General features: G+C 54.3%; 24 protein-coding genes. 14 read left to right on the top strand and 10 right to left on the bottom strand.

The window, feature by feature from the left end; all coding sequences use genetic code 11:
- Positions 1–10: 10 nt before the first annotated feature.
- Positions 11–901 (bottom strand): LysR family transcriptional regulator, encoded by an 891-nt coding sequence (locus BA6348_RS21030; protein WP_005832321.1) that lies wholly within the window; start codon positions 899–901, stop codon positions 11–13.
- A 142-nt stretch (positions 902–1043) separates the two neighbouring features.
- Here BA6348_RS21030 and BA6348_RS21025 point away from each other — a divergent pair, with 142 nt between their 5' ends.
- Genes BA6348_RS21025 through BA6348_RS21015 form a run of 3 tightly spaced genes read left to right on the top strand, consistent with a single transcriptional unit; the run spans position 1044 to position 4460 of the window.
- On the top strand, positions 1044–1979 hold the full coding sequence (locus BA6348_RS21025; protein WP_122953269.1) for a dipeptidase: 936 nt from the start codon (positions 1044–1046) through the stop codon (positions 1977–1979).
- Between the two features lie 30 nt (positions 1980–2009).
- On the top strand, positions 2010–3083 hold the full coding sequence (locus BA6348_RS21020) for a DmpA family aminopeptidase (RefSeq protein WP_122953264.1): 1074 nt from the start codon (positions 2010–2012) through the stop codon (positions 3081–3083).
- 60 nt (positions 3084–3143) lie between these two features.
- Positions 3144–4460, top strand: a complete 1317-nt coding sequence (locus BA6348_RS21015; protein ID WP_007783740.1) for a serine hydrolase domain-containing protein — start codon at positions 3144–3146, stop codon at positions 4458–4460.
- Positions 4461–4599: 139 nt separating this feature from the next.
- On the opposite strand, the gene BA6348_RS21010 is transcribed toward BA6348_RS21015, so the two are convergent.
- Together BA6348_RS21010 and BA6348_RS21005 are read right to left on the bottom strand one after the other, a co-directional pair.
- Positions 4600–5046: a hypothetical protein gene (locus BA6348_RS21010; RefSeq protein WP_005832329.1), complete on the bottom strand. Its 447-nt coding sequence runs from the start codon at positions 5044–5046 to the stop codon at positions 4600–4602.
- 133 nt (positions 5047–5179) lie between these two features.
- Complete coding sequence (locus tag BA6348_RS21005; RefSeq protein ID WP_005832330.1) at positions 5180–5605, bottom strand: DMT family transporter; 426 nt, start codon at positions 5603–5605, stop codon at positions 5180–5182.
- A 104-nt stretch (positions 5606–5709) separates the two neighbouring features.
- Here BA6348_RS21005 and BA6348_RS21000 point away from each other — a divergent pair, with 104 nt between their 5' ends.
- Positions 5710–6501: an amidohydrolase family protein gene (locus BA6348_RS21000; RefSeq protein WP_122953265.1), complete on the top strand. Its 792-nt coding sequence runs from the start codon at positions 5710–5712 to the stop codon at positions 6499–6501.
- 99 nt (positions 6502–6600) lie between these two features.
- Here the strand turns inward: BA6348_RS21000 and BA6348_RS20995 are convergent, their stop codons facing one another.
- From BA6348_RS20995 to BA6348_RS20985, 3 genes are all read right to left on the bottom strand, one after another.
- Entirely contained in the window at positions 6601–7389 is a 789-nt protein-coding gene (locus BA6348_RS20995) for an SDR family oxidoreductase (RefSeq protein ID WP_122953266.1), read from the bottom strand.
- 51 nt (positions 7390–7440) lie between these two features.
- Positions 7441–7644 (bottom strand): hypothetical protein, encoded by a 204-nt coding sequence (locus tag BA6348_RS20990; protein WP_005828271.1) that lies wholly within the window; start codon positions 7642–7644, stop codon positions 7441–7443.
- Positions 7645–7770: 126 nt separating this feature from the next.
- On the bottom strand, positions 7771–8709 hold the full coding sequence (locus BA6348_RS20985; RefSeq protein ID WP_122953267.1) for an aminotransferase-like domain-containing protein: 939 nt from the start codon (positions 8707–8709) through the stop codon (positions 7771–7773).
- A 214-nt stretch (positions 8710–8923) separates the two neighbouring features.
- Here BA6348_RS20985 and BA6348_RS27730 point away from each other — a divergent pair, with 214 nt between their 5' ends.
- The 4 genes from BA6348_RS27730 to BA6348_RS20965 all read left to right on the top strand — a co-directional run bounded on the left by BA6348_RS27730 (position 8924) and on the right by BA6348_RS20965 (position 11798).
- A complete protein-coding gene (locus BA6348_RS27730; protein ID WP_026557738.1) occupies positions 8924–9319 on the top strand; it encodes an aminotransferase class I/II-fold pyridoxal phosphate-dependent enzyme in 396 nt (131 codons plus the stop codon).
- Entirely contained in the window at positions 9319–9627 is a 309-nt protein-coding gene (locus BA6348_RS27725) for an aminotransferase class I/II-fold pyridoxal phosphate-dependent enzyme (RefSeq protein ID WP_122953268.1), read from the top strand. Before BA6348_RS27730 ends, BA6348_RS27725 begins: the two co-directional genes overlap by 1 nt.
- 136 nt (positions 9628–9763) lie before the next feature.
- Positions 9764–10837, top strand: a complete 1074-nt coding sequence (locus tag BA6348_RS20970) for a branched-chain amino acid aminotransferase (protein ID WP_005828278.1) — start codon at positions 9764–9766, stop codon at positions 10835–10837.
- 185 nt (positions 10838–11022) lie between these two features.
- A protein-coding gene (locus BA6348_RS20965) for an IS5 family transposase (RefSeq protein ID WP_170206163.1) occupies positions 11023–11798 on the top strand; the annotation gives its coding sequence in 2 pieces (ribosomal slippage) (positions 11023–11350 and positions 11350–11798; 777 coding nt in all).
- Between the two features lie 316 nt (positions 11799–12114).
- On the opposite strand, the gene BA6348_RS20960 is transcribed toward BA6348_RS20965, so the two are convergent.
- Positions 12115–13260: an IS4 family transposase gene (locus BA6348_RS20960; RefSeq protein WP_129552229.1), complete on the bottom strand. Its 1146-nt coding sequence runs from the start codon at positions 13258–13260 to the stop codon at positions 12115–12117.
- 457 nt (positions 13261–13717) lie between these two features.
- On the opposite strand from BA6348_RS20960, the gene BA6348_RS20955 reads away from it, so the two are divergent.
- From BA6348_RS20955 to BA6348_RS20945, 3 genes are all read left to right on the top strand, one after another.
- On the top strand, positions 13718–14968 hold the full coding sequence (locus tag BA6348_RS20955) for a GNAT family N-acetyltransferase (protein WP_005836153.1): 1251 nt from the start codon (positions 13718–13720) through the stop codon (positions 14966–14968).
- Positions 14969–15387: 419 nt separating this feature from the next.
- Positions 15388–15873 carry a PilZ domain-containing protein gene (locus BA6348_RS20950; protein WP_307723507.1) on the top strand — a complete coding sequence of 162 codons (486 nt, stop codon included), beginning with the start codon at positions 15388–15390 and terminating at the stop codon, positions 15871–15873.
- A gap of 129 nt (positions 15874–16002) precedes the next feature.
- Positions 16003–17151, top strand: a complete 1149-nt coding sequence (locus tag BA6348_RS20945) for a DUF2087 domain-containing protein (RefSeq protein WP_122953453.1) — start codon at positions 16003–16005, stop codon at positions 17149–17151.
- Positions 17152–17201: 50 nt separating this feature from the next.
- Here the strand turns inward: BA6348_RS20945 and BA6348_RS20940 are convergent, their stop codons facing one another.
- The 3 genes from BA6348_RS20940 to BA6348_RS20930 form a co-directional block, all read right to left on the bottom strand.
- Positions 17202–17510, bottom strand: coding sequence for a hypothetical protein (locus BA6348_RS20940; RefSeq protein ID WP_122953454.1), 309 nt, complete (start codon positions 17508–17510; stop codon positions 17202–17204).
- 133 nt (positions 17511–17643) lie between these two features.
- The gene (gene gerQ, locus BA6348_RS20935) at positions 17644–18063 is read right to left on the bottom strand and encodes a spore coat protein GerQ (RefSeq protein ID WP_025844166.1); all 420 of its coding nucleotides are present in this window, start codon (positions 18061–18063) and stop codon (positions 17644–17646) included.
- A gap of 26 nt (positions 18064–18089) precedes the next feature.
- On the bottom strand, positions 18090–18512 hold the full coding sequence (locus BA6348_RS20930; RefSeq protein WP_122953455.1) for a cell wall hydrolase: 423 nt from the start codon (positions 18510–18512) through the stop codon (positions 18090–18092).
- A gap of 182 nt (positions 18513–18694) precedes the next feature.
- Here BA6348_RS20930 and BA6348_RS20925 point away from each other — a divergent pair, with 182 nt between their 5' ends.
- The 3 genes from BA6348_RS20925 to BA6348_RS20915 are packed head-to-tail and all read left to right on the top strand — an operon-like array spanning position 18695 to position 22487.
- Complete coding sequence (locus tag BA6348_RS20925) at positions 18695–19111, top strand: MerR family transcriptional regulator (protein WP_005836143.1); 417 nt, start codon at positions 18695–18697, stop codon at positions 19109–19111.
- Positions 19108–20679 (top strand): class I adenylate-forming enzyme family protein, encoded by a 1572-nt coding sequence (locus BA6348_RS20920; protein WP_005836141.1) that lies wholly within the window; start codon positions 19108–19110, stop codon positions 20677–20679. The genes BA6348_RS20925 and BA6348_RS20920 overlap by 4 nt, the downstream gene beginning before the upstream one ends.
- Positions 20676–22487, top strand: coding sequence for an acyl-CoA dehydrogenase family protein (locus BA6348_RS20915; RefSeq protein ID WP_122953456.1), 1812 nt, complete (start codon positions 20676–20678; stop codon positions 22485–22487). Before BA6348_RS20920 ends, BA6348_RS20915 begins: the two co-directional genes overlap by 4 nt.
- Positions 22488–22543 lie beyond the last annotated feature (56 nt).

The raw sequence follows: 22543 nt of genomic DNA, 5'->3' as shown, positions 1-22543 counted from the left end.
TTGCGGCCGCTCACTGCAACGCCTTGTTTTGCATCAAAAAGTCGATAAACGTGCGCATGATCCCGTTCACGGGTGTATCCTTCAAGTAAATCAGCTCGAAGTTGCGGTTGATTTGCGGCAGGTTGAGGACGTCTACCTCTTTCAGCTCGCCGTCGCTCAAATCTTTGCTGATCGCAAAGCGGGGCAAAAAGGCGATGCCGAGCTTCTGCTTGACCATCCGTTTGACGACCTCGATGTTGTCCGCCTCCATGACGACGTTGTTTTGCAGTTGAAAATGACTGAACGCGTTGTTAATCAGCTTCCAGTCCAGCGAGCCGCGGTTGAACAAGATGAGCCGTTCGCGGGCGACTTCCTCGATCGACACCTGATGGCGATAGGCAAACGGATGCTCGGGATAAATCGCCAGCACCATATCGTCGGACATGAGCTGAATCCGGTTGATCTGCGGATGGTTGACCGCCCTCGCGATACCGAACGACACCTCGTGGTTGAGCACCATATCGAGCACCTGATGCGAATGTCCGGTGAGGATCGTCAGCTTGATTTTCGGATAAAGCTGCTGAAACTGCTCCACGAGATCCGGCAAGATGTAAAAGGCCGAAACGAATACGGTCGAAATGGTCAGCTCGCCTTCCACGTCGCCCTGTGAGCGCTGGATCGCCTGCTGGCCCTCCTGCAGCATGTTCATGATGTTTTTCGCGTAGGGCAAAAACAGGTCGCCCTCCTTGGTCAGCGAAATCGTATGGCCTGTGCGCTGAAACAGCTTGCAGCCCATCGAGGTTTCCAGCGCCTTGATCCGCATGCTGACGGTTGGCTGGGAGAGGTACAAGAGATCGGCTGTCTTGCTAAAGCTCCCTGTCAAAGCTACAAAAATAAACGCTTCCAGTTGTTCCATATTCATAGGGGTGGGCTCCATTATGCAAATTTTTGAAGATGCCTATTGCAAAAATTAATTGGAATCGCTTTTAAAAATACATTACCGTAAAGTGAGGGAATTAGGTAGAGTTCGTCAAGAGAAAAAAGAGCGAGGACTGATGAAGCAAATGGCGGGAATGCCGATTATTGATTTGCATTGCGATGCGCTTTTGAAAATATGGGAGCAAAAGGGGAATCTCTCCTTTGCCGATTCGGAAAAGCTCGACGTGAACCGGAATCGGCTGCACGACGGGGGAGTGAAGGTGCAATGCTACGCGATTTACACGCCGGTCGACCTGCCTTCGGAAAGCCGGTTTCAATGCGCGCTGGATCAGATTCACTACTTTTATACAGAGGTGCTCGGCAAGCATCCGGAGATGAAGCAGATTCGCGACTGGAGCGACCTGGACAGGCTGCAGGACGGCGAGATCGGGGCGCTTTTGACGCTCGAAGGGGTAGAGCCGATCGGCAACGACCTGAAAAAGCTGCACATTCTCTATCAGCTCGGCGTGCGCTCTGTCGGCCTGACCTGGAATTTGGCGAATCTGGCGGCAGACGGGGCGCTGGAAGAAAGAAACGGCGGGCTGACCGCGTTTGGCAAAGAGATTATTCAGTTCCATAATGAACGAAAAATTTTGACAGATGTCTCCCACCTGTGCGAGCGCAGCTTCTGGGAGACGCTGGAGCTGGCGAAGTACCCGATCGCGAGCCATTCCAACGCCCGCGCTGTTTGCGACAATCCCCGCAACCTGACGGACGAGCAGGCGAAGGCGATGTTCGCCAAAGGGGCCAATGTCCACGTCGTGTACTGCACGATGTTTATTAACGACTCGGCGCCGACGACGATTGACGACCTGATCCGGCATATCGATCACTTCTGCTCGCTCGGCGGCGTACGCCATATCGGGCTTGGCTCGGATTTTGACGGGATCACGAAAAAAGTCGTGGGGCTTGAGCATGCAGGGATGAGCCAAAACCTGATAAACGAGCTGCTCAAGCGCTACACGGAAGACGAGGTGCGCGGATTTGCCTACGAAAACTTTTTGCGCAATCGCCCGGTGTAGGCGAGCCGAACGGGAAAGGAGGAAGCTGTCATGAAGCGTGCCGGAAAAGGGAAAATCCGCGAGCTGGGAGTAGTGGTCGGCAAGCTGCCCACAGGAGCGAAAAACGATCTGACCGATGTGCCTGGGGTGCGCGTCGGCCATGTGACGATTCAGCATGAGCTGGAAGACGGGGAGTGTGCGTGTACGGGCGTGACCGCCATTTTGCCGCACGGAGGCAGCCTGTTTCGCGAAAAGGTGACGGCAGCCAGCTACGTCATCAACGGCTTCGGCAAGACGACAGGACTCGTCCAGGTAAACGAGCTGGGCGTGCTGGAGTCGCCGATCATGCTGACGAATACGTTTTCCGTCCCGGCGGTGACACAGGGCGCGCTGCAATACATGCTGGCGACGAATGAAGAGATTGGCGATACGACAGGGACGGTCAACATCGTGGTCGGGGAGTGTAACGACGGCCACCTCAATTCGATCCGCCGCTGCGTCGTGCGGCCGGAAGACGCGGTGGCGGCGATTGAAAACGCAACGGAGCACGGCGTAGAAGAAGGCGCGGTCGGAGCGGGGACAGGGATGGTCGCATTCGGCTACAAGGGCGGAATCGGCTCGTCCTCGCGCGTCGTGTCCGCCTCCGGGCATACGTACACGCTCGGCGCATTGGTGTTGTCCAACTTTGGCAGCAAGGACGACTTTTTGGGCGACAGGTTGTTTGCCTGTGCCCCTCGCGAGCCGGCGGCCGCAGAGGCAGTCGAGAAGGAAGAGGACGGCTCGATTATGATCGTGCTTGCGACAGACGCGCCGCTTTCCGACCGCCAGCTTCTGCGTGTCGCCAAGCGCGCAGGAATCGGCCTCGGCCGCACCGGGAGCCACTTCGGGCACGGCAGCGGCGACATCGCGATCGCCTTTTCCACCGCGCACAAGATCCCGCACCGGACGGAGTCGGTTACGGAGACGCGCGTGCAGCTTCGCGAGGACCATCCGGTGATGAACGAGCTGTTTGCCGCAGCCGCAGAGGCGACCGAGGAAGCGATCTACAACTCTCTCTCCCAGGCGGTGACGACGACAGGCCGAAAAGGGCGGACGGTTCACGCCATGCCGCTTCCGCTGCGATAAGCGGGCAGCAAGTCTGGTTTTTCATCCATTCGCTAGGCGAAAAAAAGGACGGAGGCGACTATGGATCGGCTGCAAATGACAGAGCTGGAGACGTACATTCAACGCTTCATGGAGGAACAGGGCGTGCCAGGGCTTGCGGTCGCCCTGTCGCACCGCGGGGAAACGATTTACGCAAAAGGGTTCGGCGTGCGCAACCTGGTGACGAAAGAGCCAGCCACGCCATCTACGGTGTTTGGCATCGCTTCCGTCACAAAATCGTTTACGGCAGCGGCGATCATGCAACTGGCGCACGAAGGAAAGCTGTCGCTGGACGATCCGGTCGGCAAATACATCCCGGCGTTTCGGCTGAGAGGCTGCGATGCCAGCAAGGTGCAAATTCGCCATCTCCTGTCGCATACGTCGGGCGTGCCGCCGCTTTTGCGCAGGGAAGAGCTGGTCCGGTTTTCCGAGCATCTGGACTACCTGGCTGAAGTCGAGTTCGCGGCCCTCGGGGAGCCGGGGCAGTATTTCAGCTATGCCAACGACATGTTCCTGCTGCTTGGCGCGATCATCGAGCAGGTCAGCGGACGGCTGTACCGCCGCTATATGACGGAGCGGCTGCTTGCGCCGCTGCGGATGCATCGCTCTACGTTCAGCCTGGAGGAGCTTGCCCGCCTGGACAATGTCTCCACCCCGTATGCGAAGCGGGGGGAACAGCAGCAAGTCACCGCGGTCCCTTGGCCGACGCTTGGCAACTACGAGGTGGGCGGAGGGATTCGTTCAAGCGTGGACGATTTGCTTGTGTACGGTAGCCTGTATGTGGCAAAAGGCCGCTACCAGGGACAGGAGATCGTGCCTGCCGCCTGGCTGGAAACGATGTGGCAGCCCGTCCATCGGCTGACGAAGGACGCCTGGTACGGCTACGCGCTCAAGACGACGAGGGACTACGCGGGAGTCACGCTGGTCGAGCACGGGGGCGGGCAGCCGGGCGTATCGTCCAACTTCGGCTTTGTCCCGGAAAAAGAACTCGTCTGCGTCGTCCTGTCCAATCTCGAAAACGTGCCGATCCGCAACGTCTGGCTGGCAGCGGTCAACGCCGCGCTGGGACTGCCGCTTGCGTACAAGGAGAGCGCAGCCCCGACGTATCAGCTCGACCGCGAGGAGCTGGAAAAGCTCGTCGGGACATATACTTCCGCAGAAGGAGGCAACGTGCGCCTGTTCATCCGCGACGGAGCGCCTGTAGCGGAAGTCGCCGGCAGCGAATTTTCGCTCCGCGCTGCCGCAAGCGACACGCTGATCTTTGTGGACAGCGACATGCCGCTGCGCTTTTTCTTCAAGGCGGACAGCCGCGCCTGGGCGGTTTTGCTCGGGATGAGGATGCTTTGCCGGAGCGAATAGGCTCGGTAGCGGCAGAGCCGCACGCTTTTGCTCACGTTTTGCCCAGGTCCCGCATGCCAGGCATGCTTTTTTCACGAAATCGCGAAATCACGTATAAAGAAAGAGCACTCTCCCGTGCGGAAAAGTGCTCTTTTTGCATTCAAGAGGCAGCCAGTTCGAAGCGGACGACCGTTTCCTTGCTGTCGGCGAGCTTTGCCTGCTCCACGATCCGCCAGTTTTTCGAGACCGTCTGGCGCATCCATTGCAGCGCCTCGTCTGACAGCCGAACCTGGTCCAGCGCCGTCTCCTCTACCTGGTAGTCCTGCTCGGCGAGAAGGCGGTAGCGTTTGTTCAATAAAAATTTGATCCCGTTCATCGTCGTGAACTTGATTTGGTAGCCGTCGCGAATCGCCTGCTCAAGCGCGGCGGAATCGCTCTGGTACAGCTCAAAGAGGGGAGTGTAATCGTACTTCCCGCCTTCCACATCGGCAAAAGGCCCTCGGTCGCCCGTTCTCAGCTTATGGATGATTTCTTCATCGACGAGCCCGTGGGCGCGTGCCGCCTCAAGCAGCATCGTTTCCCATTGGGACAGCTTAACCGTAGACATGAACAGCCCTCCTTGGTCTTTTTCGGGTGGTTTCACGCAAAAAGTCGTGATGGCACGTTACCGTCTAGTATAATCATTGCGGCTGTAAATCTCAACCACAATTCCGACTGTTTTTGTATGAAATAAACCCCGACTATTTGACCCCCGTAGGAAACGAAGACAGCTCGTGCTGATCGCGCGGCTCCTTGGAGGTCGTGGTCAAGGTGACTCCCGCGATAATCAGGACCGCTCCGAACAACTGGACGGCGGTGATGGGCTTCGCCAGCAAAAAGAAGCCGAACAGCATGGCGATAAACGGCTCCAGGTTGGAAAACATCGCCGCCTTGGCCGCCCCGACCTTTTGCAGTTGGCTGTTCCAGATCAGCGTGACGATGCCGTGCATGACCACAGCCGTGACGAACAGCAGCAGCCACGAAGCAAGACGAGGGCTGTACGCGACTTGCGGCAGGCTGGCAACGAGGAACGGCAGGAGCGCCCCGAAGCCGATCAGGTTGGAGAAAAGCGTCGTGACGAGCGGGGGCAGCCGGCAAAGGAGTAAAGATTGTGCAAATAGATGCAAAGCAATTGCAACAAACTTGACAGAATATTTCTTATACTGACAAAGGACACGCAGATAGACAGTGGAGAGAAAGAGTATGGATGCGAAGGCGAGGGAGAAGCAGTATGAAAACGAAAATAACAGCCAAATACGTGATCGGCTTTGACGGGGAAGACCACGTCATCATCAGGGACGGGGAGGTTGTCTACGAAAACGACACGATTTTGTTTGTGGGCCATGATTATGCCGGGGAAGTCGACGAAGTGATCGACGCCGGAAACGCTGTCATAAGCCCTGGCTTTATCGACTTGAACGCGCTGGGCGATATCGACCACGACATCGTGCATCTGGAAGTATCGGCGGAAAAAAACAAAAACTTGCTCTGGTCGGAAGCGTACTACCGCAAAGGCTACCGCGAAGTCATGACGCCGGAAGAAGAGTCGTTCAAGTCGCTCTACGCCTACAGCCAACTGATCCTGAACGGGGTGACGACCGCGATGCCGATCACCTCTGTGTTTTACAAGCGCTGGTCGGAGACGTACGAGGAGCTGGCAGCAGCGGCCGAGCATGCAAGACGTCTTGGACTGCGCATGTACATGGGGCCGAGCTACCAGTCCGGCATGCGCGTGGTCAAGGCAAACGGCGAGATCGAAGTCGTGTGGAACGAAGCGGAAGGGCGGGCAGGGCTTGAGCGGGCCGTCCAGTTTGTCAAAGATTTTGACGGCGCGCACAACGGGCTGATTCGCGGGATGCTCGCGCCTGAGCGGATCGAGACGCAGACGGTCGAGAATTTGGTCGTCACGAAGCGCTACAGCGACGAGCTGGGTTGTCCCGTTCGCCTGCACGCGGCACAGGGCAGCTACGAGTACATGGAAATCCACCGCCGTCACGGCAAGTCGCCGATCAAGTCGCAATAGCCTCGCTGCCAAATGAAAAAGCACAATCTGCCAGACTTGAGCGGATTGTGCTTTTTCTATAGGTTTCTGTACTCGGCCAGGCTGGCAACCTTTGGCGGTTCAACGCAGAAAGCCTCCCTCCGAATGGATGACTTGCCCCGTGATCCAGCCCGCTTCCTCGCTCGCCAAAAACGCAACCAAACGGGCGGCATCCTCCGGTTGGCCGATTCTGCCCAGCGGACTGCGCGCAAGAATGTGTTGCGCAAGCTCCGCCGACATCCAGCCGGTGTCAGTCGGCCCCGGATTGACGGCATTGACGGTAATCCCAAGCGGGGCCACTTCCGCAGCGAACGTCACCGTGAATGCATCCAAGGCTCCTTTTGTGGCGGTGTAGGCAATTTCGCCCGGCATCGGGCCTTTGGACTGTCCAGAAGTCATATGAATAATCCGGCCGTGGGCGCCTTGCGAGAATCGGCGGGCAAATTCCACACTGAGCATGATCGGCGCCCGGACATTGAGGGCGTAATGGGCGTCCAGGCTGGCCGCATCGAGCGCCTGGTAACCATCTGTAGTCGAATGACAGGCGTTGTTGACGAGAATACAGGGCGCACCGAGCTGTGCGTTCGCTTCGTCGAGGACACGCAGCCAGGAATCCGGCTGGGACAGGTCAATCTCCATGCTCGCACATCTCACCCCGGAGCGTGAAAGCTCCTCGCGCAACTGGTGCGGCTCATGGTCTTCCACTCCCCAGTTCATCGTTTTGTCGTACGCCGTCCAGTAGGTGAAAAACAGATCGACCCCCTGGGAAGCCAATTTTCGGCAAATGGCAGCGCCGATGCCGCGCAATCGACTTGCCCCCGTTACGATGGCGATTTTTTTTGGCAACGCTTTTTCAGCGCGAATGTTCATGGGCGTAAAACCTCCTTGTGACAATGCTGGAACGTGCATCGGCAGGCAACTTCAAAGCAAAAACGCGGAAGCAGCCTGATTCGTGTAAAAATAACCGATGATAAGATACGCGAACAACAGGAAAAAGCAGATGCCGGAAATGGTGAGATTGATGCGAATCCGTTTCGGGTGGTATCCAAACAAGCCAAGGAGCAGACAAACAAAACCGACAATTCCTAACAACAGTGGAATCGCGATGACCAAAAACTCACTCATGACAATTCACTCCGCTCTGTTTCATCATATACGCTTCCCGCGCAGATCAGGACTAATCGAAGTGATCCGGGCATAGTAGCTGTTTTTGCAAAAGAGGGGGCGCTCCTTTTGCCTTTTGCCGCCTGCTCACCCGTAAACCGCTTGGGCAAAGCGTCTGACCCCCTCCTGGATTTCCGCCTCGGACAATCCGCCGAAGCCGAACAGGATCGTGGGCGGCCACGAGCGCGCGGGCACAAGCGAGTAGGCGAAGGTAGGATATACTTTCACGCCGTTGCCGAGCGCCTGCTCCACGATTTCCGCTTCGCTTCTCTCCGCGGAAAGCTGCAGCAGCATGTGCAGGCCGGCCCCTGTCCCGATGATGTTGCCCGCAGGAAAATGCTCCTCGAGCGAATGAAGCAGCACATCGTGCTTGCGCTTGTAGAGCGCGCGCATGTTTCGCACGTGCCGATGAAAGTCTCCGGATTGCATGAACAACTCCAATGTGTGCTGGAAAATCGGCGAGGCGTACTGGTCGTAGCTGTTGCGCTTTGTCCGGAAGCGGGCGAGCAGCGAGCGGGGCAAGAGTAAATAGCTGAGCCGAAAAGAGGGACACAGCACTCGGGAAAGCGTGCCCACATAGATGACGCGTTCGCTGTCGTCCTGGCTTTGCAGCGAGGGAATGGGCCTTGCCCCGTAGCGAAATTCTCCGTCGTAGTCGTTTTCGATCAGGTAGCCGCCCGTCTTTTTGGCCCAATCCAACAGCCATGCTCGTTTGCGGTCAGAGACCGTCGTCCCGTACGGAAACTGGTGGGAAGGCGTCAAATAGATCGCCTGGGCACGACTGGCCGCAACATCTTCGAGACAAATACCGTCTTCTTCCAGGCGCAGCGGCCGACAGGAAAACGGGTATTGGCCCAGTAGCGCTTTCACCCCATCGTTGACGGCTTCCTCCAAGGCGAGGGTCTTCACGTCTTCTTTTAGCAATTGAAACAGCAGGTCGAGCGAGTGATACGTACCCGCGCCGACGACGATCTGATCGGGTGAGCAGCGGATTTGATGCAAATAGCTGGCGATCCGGGAGCGCAAGCCGGGTCCATCTCCATTCCTTTCGTACCTGGCACTTGAAAAAGCGGGAAACTGGATCTTTCTTCTTTGTAAAATTAAGGATATGGTAGGTACATCATACCATCTTTGCAGAGAGAACCGGAAGCAGGGATGAGAAAGTATGTACGAGGAGGAGACAGGAAAATGACCATCGTTTTGCCGCATATCGAGCAGATGCCGGGCTACGCAGAAGGGGGTGCAGCCGCTTCCCGAAGCGGGAGCGATTCGCCTGAATCTGAACGAAAGCCCGCATCCCCCTTCGCCACAGGTGCTAAAAGCTTTGCGCGAGATCACAGAAGAGCAACTGCGCCGCTACCCGGATTCCAGGTGCGAGGAATTGCGTGCCGAGCTGGCCGCCCAGTATGGCGTCAAGGTAGAGCAAACGTTTTGCTCCAACGGTTCCAGCGAGCTGATTTCGCTGCTGATGAAGGTGTTCGTCGGTCCCGAAGGAAAAGTCGCGATCCCCGCCCCTTCCTTTCCGCTCTATCATTCGGTGGCGGCTGGCTACCAGGCCACATGCATCAAAGTTGCGACCAGGGACGATTTTTCCATTGATGGGGAGGCGCTGCGTAAAAGCGGGCGCAAGCCGTAGTGCTAGTCAACCCGAACGCGCCGACGGGACTGCTGCTTTCGCAAGCCGAGGTGATCCACTTGGTGGAAGGCATGGACGGGTTGGTTGTCGTCGACGAAGCCTACATGGATTTTGCCGACTCGGATGAGAGTGTCATCTCGCTTATAGACCGCTATCCGAATTTGCTCGTTTTGCGCACGTTTTCCAAATCGTACGGGCTGTGCGGCGTTCGGGCAAGGTATGGCTTTGGCCATGAACGGCTGATTGCGGCTTTGGAAAAAGGCAAGGACGTGTACAATGTCGACGCCATCGCGCGCTTTGCCAGTTGACAGGGCAAGCAATCGGGTAGCCGCTTCCTGGCAAACAGAAAGTTACGCTGGCAATCGTTCGAAATAGTTGCTATTTTAAATATATAAGCTCAGTTTCAAAAAGGTAGAATTTCATAAACTAAGGGAGATGTAGAGGATGGAGTGTCAGTTAACCATTACCCGGACAGCACACAAAAAAGAGAAGCCAGCGCTCGATAAGCTGGGGTTCGGCGTACATTTTACCGATCACATGTTCACCATGGATTACACGGAAGGCAAAGGATGGCACGATCCACAAATCGTTCCGTATGCTCCCTTGTCACTCGATCCGGCGGCAATGGTCTTCCACTATGGACAAGCGATTTTTGAAGGACTGAAGGCATACCGCAACAAAGAAGGCAAAGTGCTTCTGTTCCGCCCGGATCAAAACTTCAAACGGATGAATCGCTCCCTGGAGCGGATGAGCATGCCACAAGTCGATGAGGAGTTCATGGTCGCCGCCCTGAAGCAGTTGGTGGCGCTGGAAAAAGAGTGGATTCCGGCAGAAAGCGGCATGTCGCTCTATATTCGTCCGTTCGTGATTGCGACAGAGCCATGTTTCGGCGTGCGTGCCTCGCACACGTACAAGCTGATTATCGTCCTGTCTCCCGTCGGTGCTTACTATGCCAATGGCATGGAGCCGGTCAAAATTTACGTGGAAAACAAATACGTCCGCGCAGTCAGAGGCGGTACGGGCAACGCAAAAGTAGCAGGGAACTACGCAGGCGCCTTGAAAGCACAGGCAGAAGCCAAGGAAAAAGGCTACGAGCAAGTGCTTTGGCTGGATGGCGTTGAAAATAAATACATCGAAGAAGTCGGCAGCATGAACGTGTTTTTCAAAGTAGGGGACGAAGTGTGGACCCCGGCGTTGAACGGCAGCATTTTGGAGGGGATCACCCGCGATTCGACCATCCAGTTGCTCCAAGACTGGGGCATTCCGGTTGTAGAAAAGCGCATTTCCGTCGAAGACTTGTATGAGGCGCACAAGAACGGACAACTGGAAGAAGCGTTCGGCACAGGGACGGCGGCGGTCATCTCTCCGGTTGGCGATCTGAACTGGAACGGCCATCAAATGATTATCAACGGGGAGAAAACAGGTCCGTTGACGACCAGACTGTACGAAACGATGACTGGCATCCAGTACGGAGAGCGGGAAGACAAGTTTGGCTGGTCTGTAGAAGTAACGGAATAACAACAGGCAACACACGAAGAGGCACGGCTCTCTCGCTTGGGCGAAGAGGGGCGATGCCTCTTTTGCTTTGTGTTGAAAGTACTTCTCAATTCAGCGATTAAAAAATTGTGAATGAATAACTAGGACGTGTCTGAAAACTAAAGAAAATGTGGTATGATTTAGGAAAAACGAATGGAGCAACGAGCATGATTCAAAGACGGTACGAAATAAACGATGAACAGTGGGAACAAATTCAGGACATGTTCCCCCCCTATCGAACAGGACGTCCGTCCAAATTAAGTAATCGTACCATGTTTAATGCCATTCTTTGGATTGCCCGAAGTGGTGCGGCTTGGCGAGATTTGCCGGAAGAACGTTATGGTTCATGGAAAACGGTCTACAGTCGCTTCTGCAAGTGGAGAGATACCGGATTACTTGTCGCCATCTTCCAAGCTCTTCACGTAGAACCTGACTTTGAAAACTTGAGCATCGATTCTACATCGGTCAAAGCTCATCAACACAGTGCGGGTGCTAAAAAAACGCAGAAGGACACGAAGTAAATCAGCACATAGGCGTCAGCCGTGGCGGAAAGACAACCAAACTTCATACCGTCGTCGATGGATTAGGGAATCCCCTCGCTTTTCTTCTCACGGGGGGGCACGTCTATGATTCCGTTCCAGCGATCAATTTGCTTCAAGGGTTTGATCTTACGGGAAGCCATATTGTTGGTGACAAAGCCTACGGCTCAGAAGGCATTCGGCATTGGATTACGGCTAAGCAGGCAGCGTACACCATCCCGCCTAAAGCGAATAATAAAAATCCTTGGAAAGTGGATTGGTACCGCTATAAAGAACGGCACTTGGTGGAGTGCTTCTTCAATAAAATCAAACATTTTCGACGAATCGCTACTCGTTACGACAAGCTGGCCAAATCATTCCTAGCGTTTGTATATGTCGCGTCCATCTTTAAACTAACTCAATAATGAGTTTTCAGACACATCCTAGATTTGGTTGAACTATTTTCTTTCCTTCGTCAGCGGCAAATGTCGGAGAAATTGAAGTAGCTAAAGACAGCGTAAGAGAAAGTGCAGCAACAAACCCCTCCTGCATATTTTTGGATGATATAGAATATATTTTATCACTAGCGTTGCATAAAAAATGCGTTCGTAATTTGTCGAAGTATTCTGAATGACATTTTCAGCTACACAACCAAAAACGGCAGCAACCAAGCAAAAGGTAGCCACTGTCCATTTGGTAGTTTTATACATTTATTACAATCGTGATAACAGCAACCAATACCTAATTCCTTTTCTGTCGCCCTCTGGATGTTCGTTTGGACTGGTAATTCATTCTACCTATCCATTGTTCGAACGTTTGCCAAAGAAACACTTTTAGCCATCTCCTGATCTGCAACAAGCTGTGCTGACTGTTTTGTTCCAGTTTGACAAGGAGCAACAGGCAGTAGGCAATGAGTGCGAGTAATACTTGGTTTCGTACCGCATTTTCACTCGTTCCATAGAAGTTCTTGATCTTTACATGCTGCTTTATCCACTTGAAAAACAGCTCAATTTGCCAACGCCAACGATAGATGTCGCTGAGTTCTTCTGCTTCCAGGTCGAACCGATTCGTAATGATTCGAATGAGATTTCCCTTCGAATCAAGCGTTTCAATGAGTCGCAGCACGTTATCTACCCGCTTTTGAGGCGTTCCAAGAAGGATCATGGAATCCGATAAAACGGAGCTTTCCAAGGGGATTTTGAATTCATAAAGATGACGGATTTCGGCGTTATCTTTTAGACGAGAAGCGAAAAAGATGCCTTTGTCCGTGTATTCATCAAATTTTTCATAATCCACATACCCTCGATCAAAGACGTACATCATACCGATCTCATCAATCAACGATTCCATTTGAGTGCGGTCATTGGACTTGGCACCCGTGATGGTTATTTTTTCAGGATACACATCCCCCTGGTCGGCAAAGACGAGACGAAGATGAAGTTTGATGCCAGCCTTGGTTTTACGGAAAGTTGCCCATTTGTACTTCTGCAAACACAGCCCAATCGTTGTAGAATCAATGATTTTCATGTCTTTTCGAAGGGAATACGTGTTGCCCGAGTGTCTCTGAATTTGCCCTACAAGGTCAACAAATATTTCTTCAAGCAAAGCTGGATCTACTCGATTGTTTTTGCGACTAAGCTGAGCGGGACTAATCGACGACAGTCCTAACTCTTGCTGGAATTTCTTTGATAAAACATCATCTGCAATGGCTCGGAGTCCTTCTCGTTGCTGAAGTTGAGCATGCAAAAACAGGAGTAGATATGCTTTGGTCGTTAACTTTTTCACGTACTTGTCCTGATCCGTTTCGTCTATCCGTTGTTGAAATTTCACAATATTAATGGGTGAAATGTATTTACCAAATGAAGAAAATAGGGTATTCTTGTCCATGGTCTATCCTTTGCGTTGGATTTGGACAGGAACTACCTGACCTTTCCAGTGTAAAGGATTTTTTTATGCCTGAGAACACTTGAACGCTGAAAGTTATGATGATTTTGAATGGTATGAAAAGATTAATGCAACGCTAGTGATATTTTATATATTAAAGGAGATTTGATGGAAAAAACGTAGAAATATGTAAAATTATGAAGTTTTTATATTCTGAACATTATTTCTTTAATTGATTTAATGGATGAATTCATTTAATTAATGAATGCGTTACTCTCTTTAGCTGCATAATCTAGGCGTCGGCCGCCCGGTCGGCGCTTTTTGCGGTAGACAGACAAAGGTGGCTGAATAGGGAGTTTTCCAAAATATCCAAAAATATGTTGCCATGCCCCACTATGATTCTATAAAATTTTTTTAGACGGAAGTTCATTCGAGCGTGTACAGACAGGAGTGTGTGACGATGGACGAGATTCGCCCTGTTTCTCGAAACGATATTGACGAGGTAGTCAGAATAGCCGCCATGGCCTATCCGGGAAGCAACCTCCTGGGGACGGAAAGCAGACAGCAGTTCGCAGAACGCGTCAAAAGCACGCTGGAAAATGACCCGAATGTCAGCTATCACGGGTGCTATCGGGATGGTCGGCTCGTAGGGATCATGAAGTGGTACGACCTTTCCATGTATGTGTACGGCATCCCGCTGCTGACGGGGGGAATCGGTACGGTGGCCGTGGACCTGCTGCACAAAAAGGAAAAGGTCGCAAAAGCGATGCTGCATGGATTCCTCTCGGCTTATCGGGAGCGGGGGATTCCGCTCGTCTCGCTCTATCCGTTTCGTGTCGATTTTTACAAGCAGATGGGCTTTGGCGCAGGCAGCAAAATCTATCAATACAAATTCAAGCCGGCGAGCCTGCCCTATACAGGCAAGGAACAGATCGTGTACTTAAAAAAAGAAGACAAGGAGCAGGTGCTGGCCTGCTACCAGCGCGTTGCCCGGCAGACGCACGGGATGATCCGGCGGACGGAGCGGGATATCGACAGCCTCTTGAACGTGCCGGAAAAAGTCGTGGTCGGCGTCCAGAAAGAAGGCAAGCTGACAGGCTATATCGCCTTCCAATTTGAAAGCGCTCACGCGGAAAACAAGATTTACAACAACCTCGTGGTCAAGGAGCTTTTGTACGAGTCGCGCGAATCGCTGGCCCAGCTCCTTTCGTTCCTGCACAGTCAGGCAGACCAAATCCAGCGGATCGTCTTGACGACGCCTGACGAAGATTTTCACCTGCTCTTGTCTGACCCGGGAAATGGCACCGACAGGCTTTTGCCCGGCGTCTACCATGAGAGCCATGTCTCGGGAGTCGGGCTGATGTACCGGGTGATTGACGTGCCGGGCTTTTTCCGCCAGCTCGCCGAGCATCGCTTTGGCGCAGAGACAATAAGCTTGCGCCTGACCGTGCGCGATTCGTTCCTGCCGGAAAACGAAGGGACGTGGCTGGTGCAGTTCCAGCACGGACAGGCTCATGTCGCCCGCGATGGACAAGCCGACGTGTCGGTCGAACTGGACATTTCCGATTTCTCCTCGCTCGTGATGGGGGTTGTCCGTTTCAGCAAGTTGTACGAGTACGGAATGGTCGAGCTGGACGATACAGCTTTCTTGCCGCAGTTGGATCGGCTCTTTTCCTCCGCGCAGAAGCCGCAGAGTATGACCGCTTTTTAATTTTGGAATTGTCATTATTTTGCCACGAATGGTAATCTTATTTTGCTCCTCCCCATATCTTGGTAACAAATGGGGAGGGGGCGGAACTTATGATTTATTTTACCATGGTCATCTTTTTTGCTTTTTTGCTGGTTGTCTGGTTTGTGATAAAGCTCCTCTTTCGATTGGAAAAGCGCGACTCGATCGAGTATGACCAAAGAGAGCTGTGGGAACAATTTGGCACAAAGTTGCAGGAAATACGGCACAAGAAGCAGAAAAAATAAGCGAGGCGTCAGCTATAACGACGCTTGTTTTTCTTTTGCGGCATAAGCGCTTCCAGTCGATGGCGACGCTTGCGAATAAGCGGCAGAGGCAAGCTGGTGCCGGACGCGTAAAAGCGCTTCACTTGACTGTTTGGCCGAAGTACAATGTAAAGGAAGATGGGGACAATGGCAGGTAGACCAGAGGGCAATCGACGCGAACATTTCAGACTGAAGCTGGAGTATCCCCTCTGTGCGGACATGACTATTGTCCTGGTAAAAGGAAGAACCATGGAAATTGGTAGTTCGAAGGTATTGGTTCAGGATATCGGGGCAAGAGGATTGTGTTTTTTGTCTCACCTCAAAATGCCTGCCAGCGATCAGCTCGTCCTGCAGTTTGAGATGAAGCTGTGCGCAGTCCCGCTGAAAATATACGGACATGTGGTGCGCTCCCGCTTGTGGGAGCAGGCGTTTTATGAATATGGGGTTTTTTTCACGATGGACGAAATCCGGCATCTGGAGGTCAGTCGATTGGTGAACCGGCTGGCGATTCGCTATCGGCAAAATCGGGGAATAACAGAGGGAAACTATTGGAAGGGTGATCGGCAAGCCTTCCTGCGAGAGCTTGCCCTCGTCAGCCAGACTTTGGAGACGATAAAAGCATAGCGGAGGCGATAGACAAAAAGCTCCCTTGTTTGCGCAGTTGCGCGGCATGGAGCTTTTTTCTTTTGACATAAAACAAACATAGTGTTAAATTGCCTATAATAAAACAAACGAATTGAGGATGTGTTTGATTTGAACGTGATGGAACAGTTTTGGAACGCATCTTTGCAGGAAGCCAAGCAAGGGTTTGTGGAGCGGACGCACGATTACTTGTGCCTGCTGTGTGGGGAGCAAGTGGAAAAAGGCATCATTTACCCGGTCGACGGCGCCCTGTTCGAAGCGTCTCGCTATATGCGCCACCATATCGAGCAAGAGCATGAATCGGTGTTTGCCCATCTGAGCGGGCTGGACAAACGGCTGAGCGGGCTTTCCGACCATCAGGCAAGCCTGCTGCGTCTGTTTTTTGCCGGCAAGTCAGACGCCGAGGTGCAGGCGGAGCTGGGCATTGGCAGCGCTTCTACGATCCGCAACCATCGCTTTGCGCTAAAGGAAAAGGAGCGGCAGGCAAAAGTGTTTTTGACGCTGATGGAGCTGCTGCGCGAAGCGGATCAGGACGGCCCGCCTGCTGCCGCGAAAAAGGGGAAGCCGCAAAAGCAGGAGGAAGTCCAGGTGGAGTCCGGCTCTGCCGAGTATGAAGCGATTTTGCAAAAATATTTTCCGCAGGGGCGAAGCCATGCTCTGGACCGGATTCCGCGCAAGCACAAGCACAGGCTCGTCGTTTGCCGCGAAGTCGCCAAGCACTTTGCGCCGGACAAAATTTACAGCGAGCAGGAAGTCAATGACATTTTGCAAGCTGTCTGCGCCGATTACGTCACGCTGCGGCGGTATTTGATCGATTACGGCTTTTTGACCAGAGAGGCAGATGGCAGTGCCTACTGGCGCACGGATCAGGACAGCGGCGAAGAGGCGCAGGAGGAGAAGTCTGCGAATCGCAAGCAAGCGCTCAAGCAGATGTACAAAGAAGTCAAAAGCGAAGCGGGAGTCTACCAGATTCGCAACAAGGTGAACGGCAAAATTTTGGTGGCGAGCAGCGCGAACTTAAAAACGATCAACGGGAAAAAATTCATGCTGCAGCACGGCTCGCATCCGAACCGCGAACTGCAAAAGGAATGGAACGAGCTGGGGGCGGACGCGTTCGAGTTCGAGGTGCTGGAAGTGCTGAAGCAACAGGACGACCCGAATGTAGATGTCAAGGATGCTTTGGAAAAACTGGAAGAAAAATGGGTGGAGAAGCTCGCTCCGTACAACGAGCGCGGCTACCATCAGGAAAAGCGGATGTAGTGGGGCCGATCAGCAGCAGGCTGCCTTTTTGCGGGCGGCCTGTTTGCCGTTTAGTCGTCCAGCAGGCGAAAGCGCTCCAGATGGTCGCCAAGCCCTGTCCGCTGCAAAATCTCTTTTTGTCTGGGCCCGATCAGGTCAAAGTGGGGAAACGGCTGGCGATGGTGGATATAGGCGGGGTTCAGCCCGTTCGCTGTGCACCAGTCCGCCAGCTTTTGCGTGTCGGCACAGCCTACCTTCGTCACCGTCTTTATCCCGGGAAAACGCGGGTCCAGCCAGTAATGGGTCAAAAAAGCGATTTCCCCGCGCTGTACGGCCTGTTTCCACTGGTTCAGCTCTAATCGCGAAATGCCAAATGCCACGAAGTCTCATCCTCTTCCTTTTCAAGCTGGCTCGCATCGCTTGCGAGCTTGGTCGTTCTCCTTATTATAACAAAAAGACAGCCTCCGTCCGGCGTGCAGACGGAAGCTATCCTTTTGGGCTTGAGGCCAAAGCTTAGCGAACCCCTTGAGGAAGAGAAGGAGGAATGTAGTTCAGTTCTTCATCTGCCGTGATGTAGTCAGTATTGACCATGAGCAGCAAGTAGCGCTTGCCTGTTTGCGGGTCGCTGAGGATGATGTGGTCGCGCCCGGCTGTCTCCAGCACGCCGCGGAAAATTTTGGCGTTCCATTGGCTGTTGTTTTCAAACGTTTGGTAAACCGTAATCACTTTGCCGCGATTCATGCGCAAAATGTTTTCGATGTACGATTCTTCCATGACTTGCCCAGGCGTGTAAGGCGTGCCGGGGATCAGCGCGCCGCTTGGCTGCATAGGAACCAATTGCGGCTGCTGTTGCTGCATCCCGTAGGGAAACTGGGTGGAAGGATACATGTCATACCCGTATGGATAAGGTTGGTAGGGGATTTGCTGACTCATGATGAACTCGCTCCTTTATCTATCTGCTAGTAAACGCGCGGACAATCCTCTCGTGAGGGAACGTAGAAGCAGTGCGCCTTGTAACGCCCGGAATTCGCCTGATTCCACCAGGTAGGGGGGCAGTTTCCGGTCGGGCGGTAAAACCAAAGCGCATTGGTGGCGGGACGGGTTCGCTCCCCGTTAATTGTGCGCTTGGCCAACCGTCTTTCCCGATCGCGGGCGCGCTGGTAAAAGTACGGCTTTTGGACGGCTTCATACCCGCCCGGAGATTGGTACACCATATCCCGCATCGTCCGAATGTTTTTAAAATCGAGGCAGTTGGCGAGAATGCGGTTCACGCCGACGTTGCCGACCATGAGCATGCCCAGCTCGCCTTCTCCTTCCGCTTCAGCGCGGATCAATCGGGCAAGCATATCGACGTCATTACTGTTCGCTTTGATGACGGCCATTGCTTCACCTCCTCCTAAAACTCACAATGACAATATATGGGCGTATAACAGATCGGTGAATGCTCCTGCGAATTTTTTCGCAGCAAGGAAGCTTCCGTTGACGTTAACGTAAACGGGAGGTAAAATATGGTTAGTCAATCATTTCTGAATATTTAAAAAGTGTCGTGAAGGAGCAGGCGTACATGAACAGAGAAGCCGACGAAAAGCGAACATCATGGTCGATCTCTGATCTTGCCCAAGAATTGGATGTCAGCACGAGAACGATCCGCTACTACGAGGAAGTCGGCTTGATTTTGCCGGCGCGAACGGAGCGGGGAATCAGGTACTACAGCCGCCAGGACCGGGCCAGGCTGCGCTTGATTTTGCGGGGAAAGCGCTTCGGGTTCTCCCTGGAGCAAATTCGCGAGATGATCGAGCTGTTTGGCGAGGACCGCAGCGGACGCGCCCAGCTTTTGCGCGCGATTGAGTACGGCAACCAGAAGCTCGCGGAGATTGATGAAAAAATCAGGGAGCTGGGTCAACTTAGGGAAGACATTCTCGCCTACAAGCAAGGATTCGAACAAAAACTGCTGGAAGAACATGGGGAGGGAAAACGATGAACGTATCAGCTTTGCTTGCTGCCAACGGACGCAAATATCCCGACAAGCCTGCGCTTGTTGCGGGAGAGGTGGAAGTTACTTTTTCCGAGTGGAACGAGATCGCAAGCAGGTGGGCTTACCGCTTGAGACAGCAAGGGGTCGAGCCGGGCGATCGCGTCGTGCTGATGCTGCCGAACTGCCCGGAGTTTGCTTTCTTTTACATAGCCGTCATTCGCTGCCACGCGCTTGTCGTGCCGATCAATGCGCGGTCGACGAAGGAAGAGGTGCGCTATATTTGCGAGCACGCACAGGCAAAAGCGCTGATCGTTCACGAAGCTCTCGTCCATGCCGTCAATGAGTGGATCGAAGAGGAGCCAGGGCTGATCGCGATCAAGACGGGGAACAGCCAGGGAGCGTGGGTAGGGACCGCGGCCTGGGAGACGGAAGAAGACGTCCTGACGCGGCTGGATGAATTTGCGATCAACCCGGACGCTCCCGACCTGACGGAAGACAGCGAAGTCAGCATTTTGTACACGTCAGGCACGACCGGGCGGCCAAAAGGTGTGCTCTATACGCACAGAAGCTTGCTGACCGTCGCCAAGATGATGGCGATCGAGCTGTCGATCCAGCATCGTTCGCGGATTCTCCAGCTCATGCCGCTCAGCCATTCCGCACCGCTGCATCTGTTCTTCATCTCGGGGCTGATGGTGGGAGCGACGCAGGTGATGGCGCTCACCTTTTCTCCGGAGCTGCTTTTGTCGCTCGTGCAAAAACACCGGATTACGCATTTCTTCGGGGCGCCAGTTGCGTACTTGCTGACGATGAAGCATCCCGAGTTTGCCAAGTACGATTTGTCGTCGATCGAATATTGGATGTACGGCGGCGCTCCTTTGTCCAAGGAAATGGCTACGCAGATGGAGCAGGCATACGGGCGGGACAAACTGGCGTGCGTCTACGGCCTGACCGAAGCCGGGCCTACTGGCACGCGCTTGCTGCATCGCGAGCACCCGGACAAGGTGGGCAGTGTCGGGAACCGCGGCGTTTTGTTTGCCGAAGTGGAAGTCGTGGATGAAAACGGCCTTCCCGTCCCGGCGGGTACCCCCGGCGAAGTGCGCGTGCGCGGCGAAGGCTCGATGAAGGGCTACTATAACACCCCCGAAGCGACCATAGAGACGCTGCGCGACGGCTGGATTTACACGGGGGACATCGGGCGCTTCGACGAGGACGGCTTCCTGTGGATCATCGACCGGAAAAAAGACGTCATGATTACGGGCGGGATCAATGTTTACCCGAAGGAAATTGAACAACTGCTGGAGCGCCATCCGGCGATTGCCGAAGTGGCCGTCGTAGGCTTGCCGCATCCGGAGTGGGGCGAGACGGTGACCGCCTATCTGGTGCTGCGCCCGGACGTGGACGCGAACCGCGATTGGCTGGCGGAGGTGCGCGGCTTTTTGAGCGGCCATCTCGCCGATTACAAGCTGCCGCGGCAGGTGGCAGTCATTCCTCAGTTGCCGAGAAATACGAGCGGAAAAGTGCTCAAGCACGTCTTGCGCGATTCGACCTCGGAAAAGGAAGTGGAGCTGACATGAGCGAGCTGCAAGCGAAAATCGACCAGCGCCGGTACAGTGACAACATCCCTCATCCGCGCCCGGGCAGCGAGCAAAACTTTTTCGCCGCCGATCCAAATCTTCATTATTTGCTCCAACGCTATTTGCCTGCCGCCATGCACGAGTGGGCGACACAGCAACTGCATTGGCTGGGAGCACAAGCGGCGGGGCCATTGGAAGAGCGGGCCGCCTATACGGATCGGGAAGGCAAGCCGCGCCTGCGCAAATACAACCGGCTGGGCGAGGACGTCTCGGAGATCATCACGAACGAAGGCTACAAGGAAACGGTGGCGGACGTGTACGGAGCGGGGATTGTCAGCTATTTGTACCACGACATTCCGGAGCTTGGACGCAAGGCGCCCTACAGCTATTCGTTCTTGATGGGCTATCTCGTCAGCCAGACCGAGCCGGGCTTTTATTGCCCTGTCACGCTCACGATGTCGGCGGCGTACTTGATCGACCGCTACGGAAGCGACGCGCAGAAAAAGCAGTATCTCAGCGGACTGACCTCGCGGGATCGCACCCGGTTGTACGAGGGCGCGACCTGGCTGACGGAGCGCCAGGGCGGCTCGGATGTGGGAGCGAATCTCACGGTGGCGAAGCCCGTGGAGGGGCAGTCTGGCGTCTATCGGCTGACAGGCGAAAAGTTTTTCGCGAGCAATGCAGGGGCGATGGTCGCCACCGTGCTGGCGCGAATCGACGAGAGCAAGCCGGGCACAAAAGGGCTGGGACTGTTTCTCGTCCCGTGGCTCAAGCCGGATGGGACGCGCAATCAGATCGAGGTGCGGCGCCTGAAGGATAAGCTCGGCGTGAACGCGGTGCCGTCTGCCGAGATCCTGCTCCATGGAGCGGAAGGCTACTTGATCGGCCAGCCGGAAAACGGCTTCAAATACATGGCGGAGGCGCTTAACCTGTCGCGCATTTGCAACGCGGTGGCATCCATCGGCATTATGCGCCGGGCGCTGTACGAAGCGAAATATTACGCGAGCCAGCGCCGGGCATTCCAAAACCCGATCGACCAATATCCGATGGTCAGAGAGATGCTGGTCAGCCTGCTGCTCGATACGGAAGTGAGCACTGGCGCGGTGTTTGACATGATTGCCGTGTACGACCGCCTGCAGGATGGCTCGGGAAGCCGCGAAGACATGGCGCTCGCCCGGCTGCTGATTCCGCTGCTGAAATACCGGACCGGAGAGGAAGCTGTCGAGGCCGCCCATGCGGCGATCGAGATTCACGGCGGCAACGGTTTTATCGAAGAGTACGTTACGCCGCGCCTGCTGCGTGACGCCCAGGTTTTGACGGTCTGGGAGGGCACGTCCAACATCCTCGCCCTGGACATTTTGCGCGTCATGCAAAAAGAAAACAGCCATGTCGTGTTCGCCCGGCTGCTGCGCTCCCGTATCGAAGGCTGGCGTCACGCCTTTTCACAGCCGTTTGCCGAGCTATTGCAAGCAGAGCTTGCGGTTTTGGAGGAAAATATCGCCTATCTTTTCCGGCAGTCGCCTGATTATGTGACATATAAATTGAAGGCGCTCGCCGACCACATGATCGACCTGTACGCGCTCTCCTGCATCGTCAGCGAGGCCGAGGACCAGGTGGCCAAAGACAACAACGCGCGCAAATACGTGCTGGCAAAGCTGTATGCGCAAAAGCATTTGACGCCAAAAGCAAAGCGCGGCATTCAAGGCGACGAACTGCTGGACGTCCAGTTTTTCCGCGAACTGCTGGACTGCGAGCCGATCCCGGTGGAAGCGCTCCAGCAGCAGACGGCCTTTGCTTCCGCTACCTGAAAAAAACAAGCGAAAAAACGCCCGGGCAGTTGCACATGGCACGCCCGGGCGTTTTT

Source organism: Brevibacillus agri (assembly GCF_004117055.1).
Lineage (GTDB): Bacteria > Bacillota > Bacilli > Brevibacillales > Brevibacillaceae > Brevibacillus > Brevibacillus agri.
The sequence above is the reverse complement of the archived record's forward strand: the minus strand, read 5'-3'. Positions and strand labels throughout refer to the sequence as shown.

Excerpts from the sequence above, each read along its gene's own strand:
- BA6348_RS21030 (WP_005832321.1), bottom strand. The coding sequence starts at position 901 with ATGAATATGGAACAACTGGAAGCGTTTATTTTTGTAGCTTTGACAGGG.
- BA6348_RS21025 (WP_122953269.1), top strand. The coding sequence starts at position 1,044 with ATGGCGGGAATGCCGATTATTGATTTGCATTGCGATGCGCTTTTGAAA.
- BA6348_RS21020 (WP_122953264.1), top strand. The coding sequence starts at position 2,010 with ATGAAGCGTGCCGGAAAAGGGAAAATCCGCGAGCTGGGAGTAGTGGTC.
- BA6348_RS21015 (WP_007783740.1), top strand. The coding sequence starts at position 3,144 with ATGGATCGGCTGCAAATGACAGAGCTGGAGACGTACATTCAACGCTTC.
- BA6348_RS21010 (WP_005832329.1), bottom strand. The coding sequence starts at position 5,046 with ATGTCTACGGTTAAGCTGTCCCAATGGGAAACGATGCTGCTTGAGGCG.
- BA6348_RS21000 (WP_122953265.1), top strand. The coding sequence starts at position 5,710 with ATGAAAACGAAAATAACAGCCAAATACGTGATCGGCTTTGACGGGGAA.
- BA6348_RS20995 (WP_122953266.1), bottom strand. The coding sequence starts at position 7,389 with ATGAACATTCGCGCTGAAAAAGCGTTGCCAAAAAAAATCGCCATCGTA.
- BA6348_RS20990 (WP_005828271.1), bottom strand. The coding sequence starts at position 7,644 with ATGAGTGAGTTTTTGGTCATCGCGATTCCACTGTTGTTAGGAATTGTC.
- BA6348_RS20970 (WP_005828278.1), top strand. The coding sequence starts at position 9,764 with ATGGAGTGTCAGTTAACCATTACCCGGACAGCACACAAAAAAGAGAAG.
- BA6348_RS20960 (WP_129552229.1), bottom strand. The coding sequence starts at position 13,260 with ATGGACAAGAATACCCTATTTTCTTCATTTGGTAAATACATTTCACCC.
- BA6348_RS20955 (WP_005836153.1), top strand. The coding sequence starts at position 13,718 with ATGGACGAGATTCGCCCTGTTTCTCGAAACGATATTGACGAGGTAGTC.
- BA6348_RS20950 (WP_307723507.1), top strand. The coding sequence starts at position 15,388 with ATGGGGACAATGGCAGGTAGACCAGAGGGCAATCGACGCGAACATTTC.
- gerQ (WP_025844166.1), bottom strand. The coding sequence starts at position 18,063 with ATGAGTCAGCAAATCCCCTACCAACCTTATCCATACGGGTATGACATG.
- BA6348_RS20930 (WP_122953455.1), bottom strand. The coding sequence starts at position 18,512 with ATGGCCGTCATCAAAGCGAACAGTAATGACGTCGATATGCTTGCCCGA.
- BA6348_RS20925 (WP_005836143.1), top strand. The coding sequence starts at position 18,695 with ATGAACAGAGAAGCCGACGAAAAGCGAACATCATGGTCGATCTCTGAT.
- BA6348_RS20920 (WP_005836141.1), top strand. The coding sequence starts at position 19,108 with ATGAACGTATCAGCTTTGCTTGCTGCCAACGGACGCAAATATCCCGAC.
- BA6348_RS20915 (WP_122953456.1), top strand. The coding sequence starts at position 20,676 with ATGAGCGAGCTGCAAGCGAAAATCGACCAGCGCCGGTACAGTGACAAC.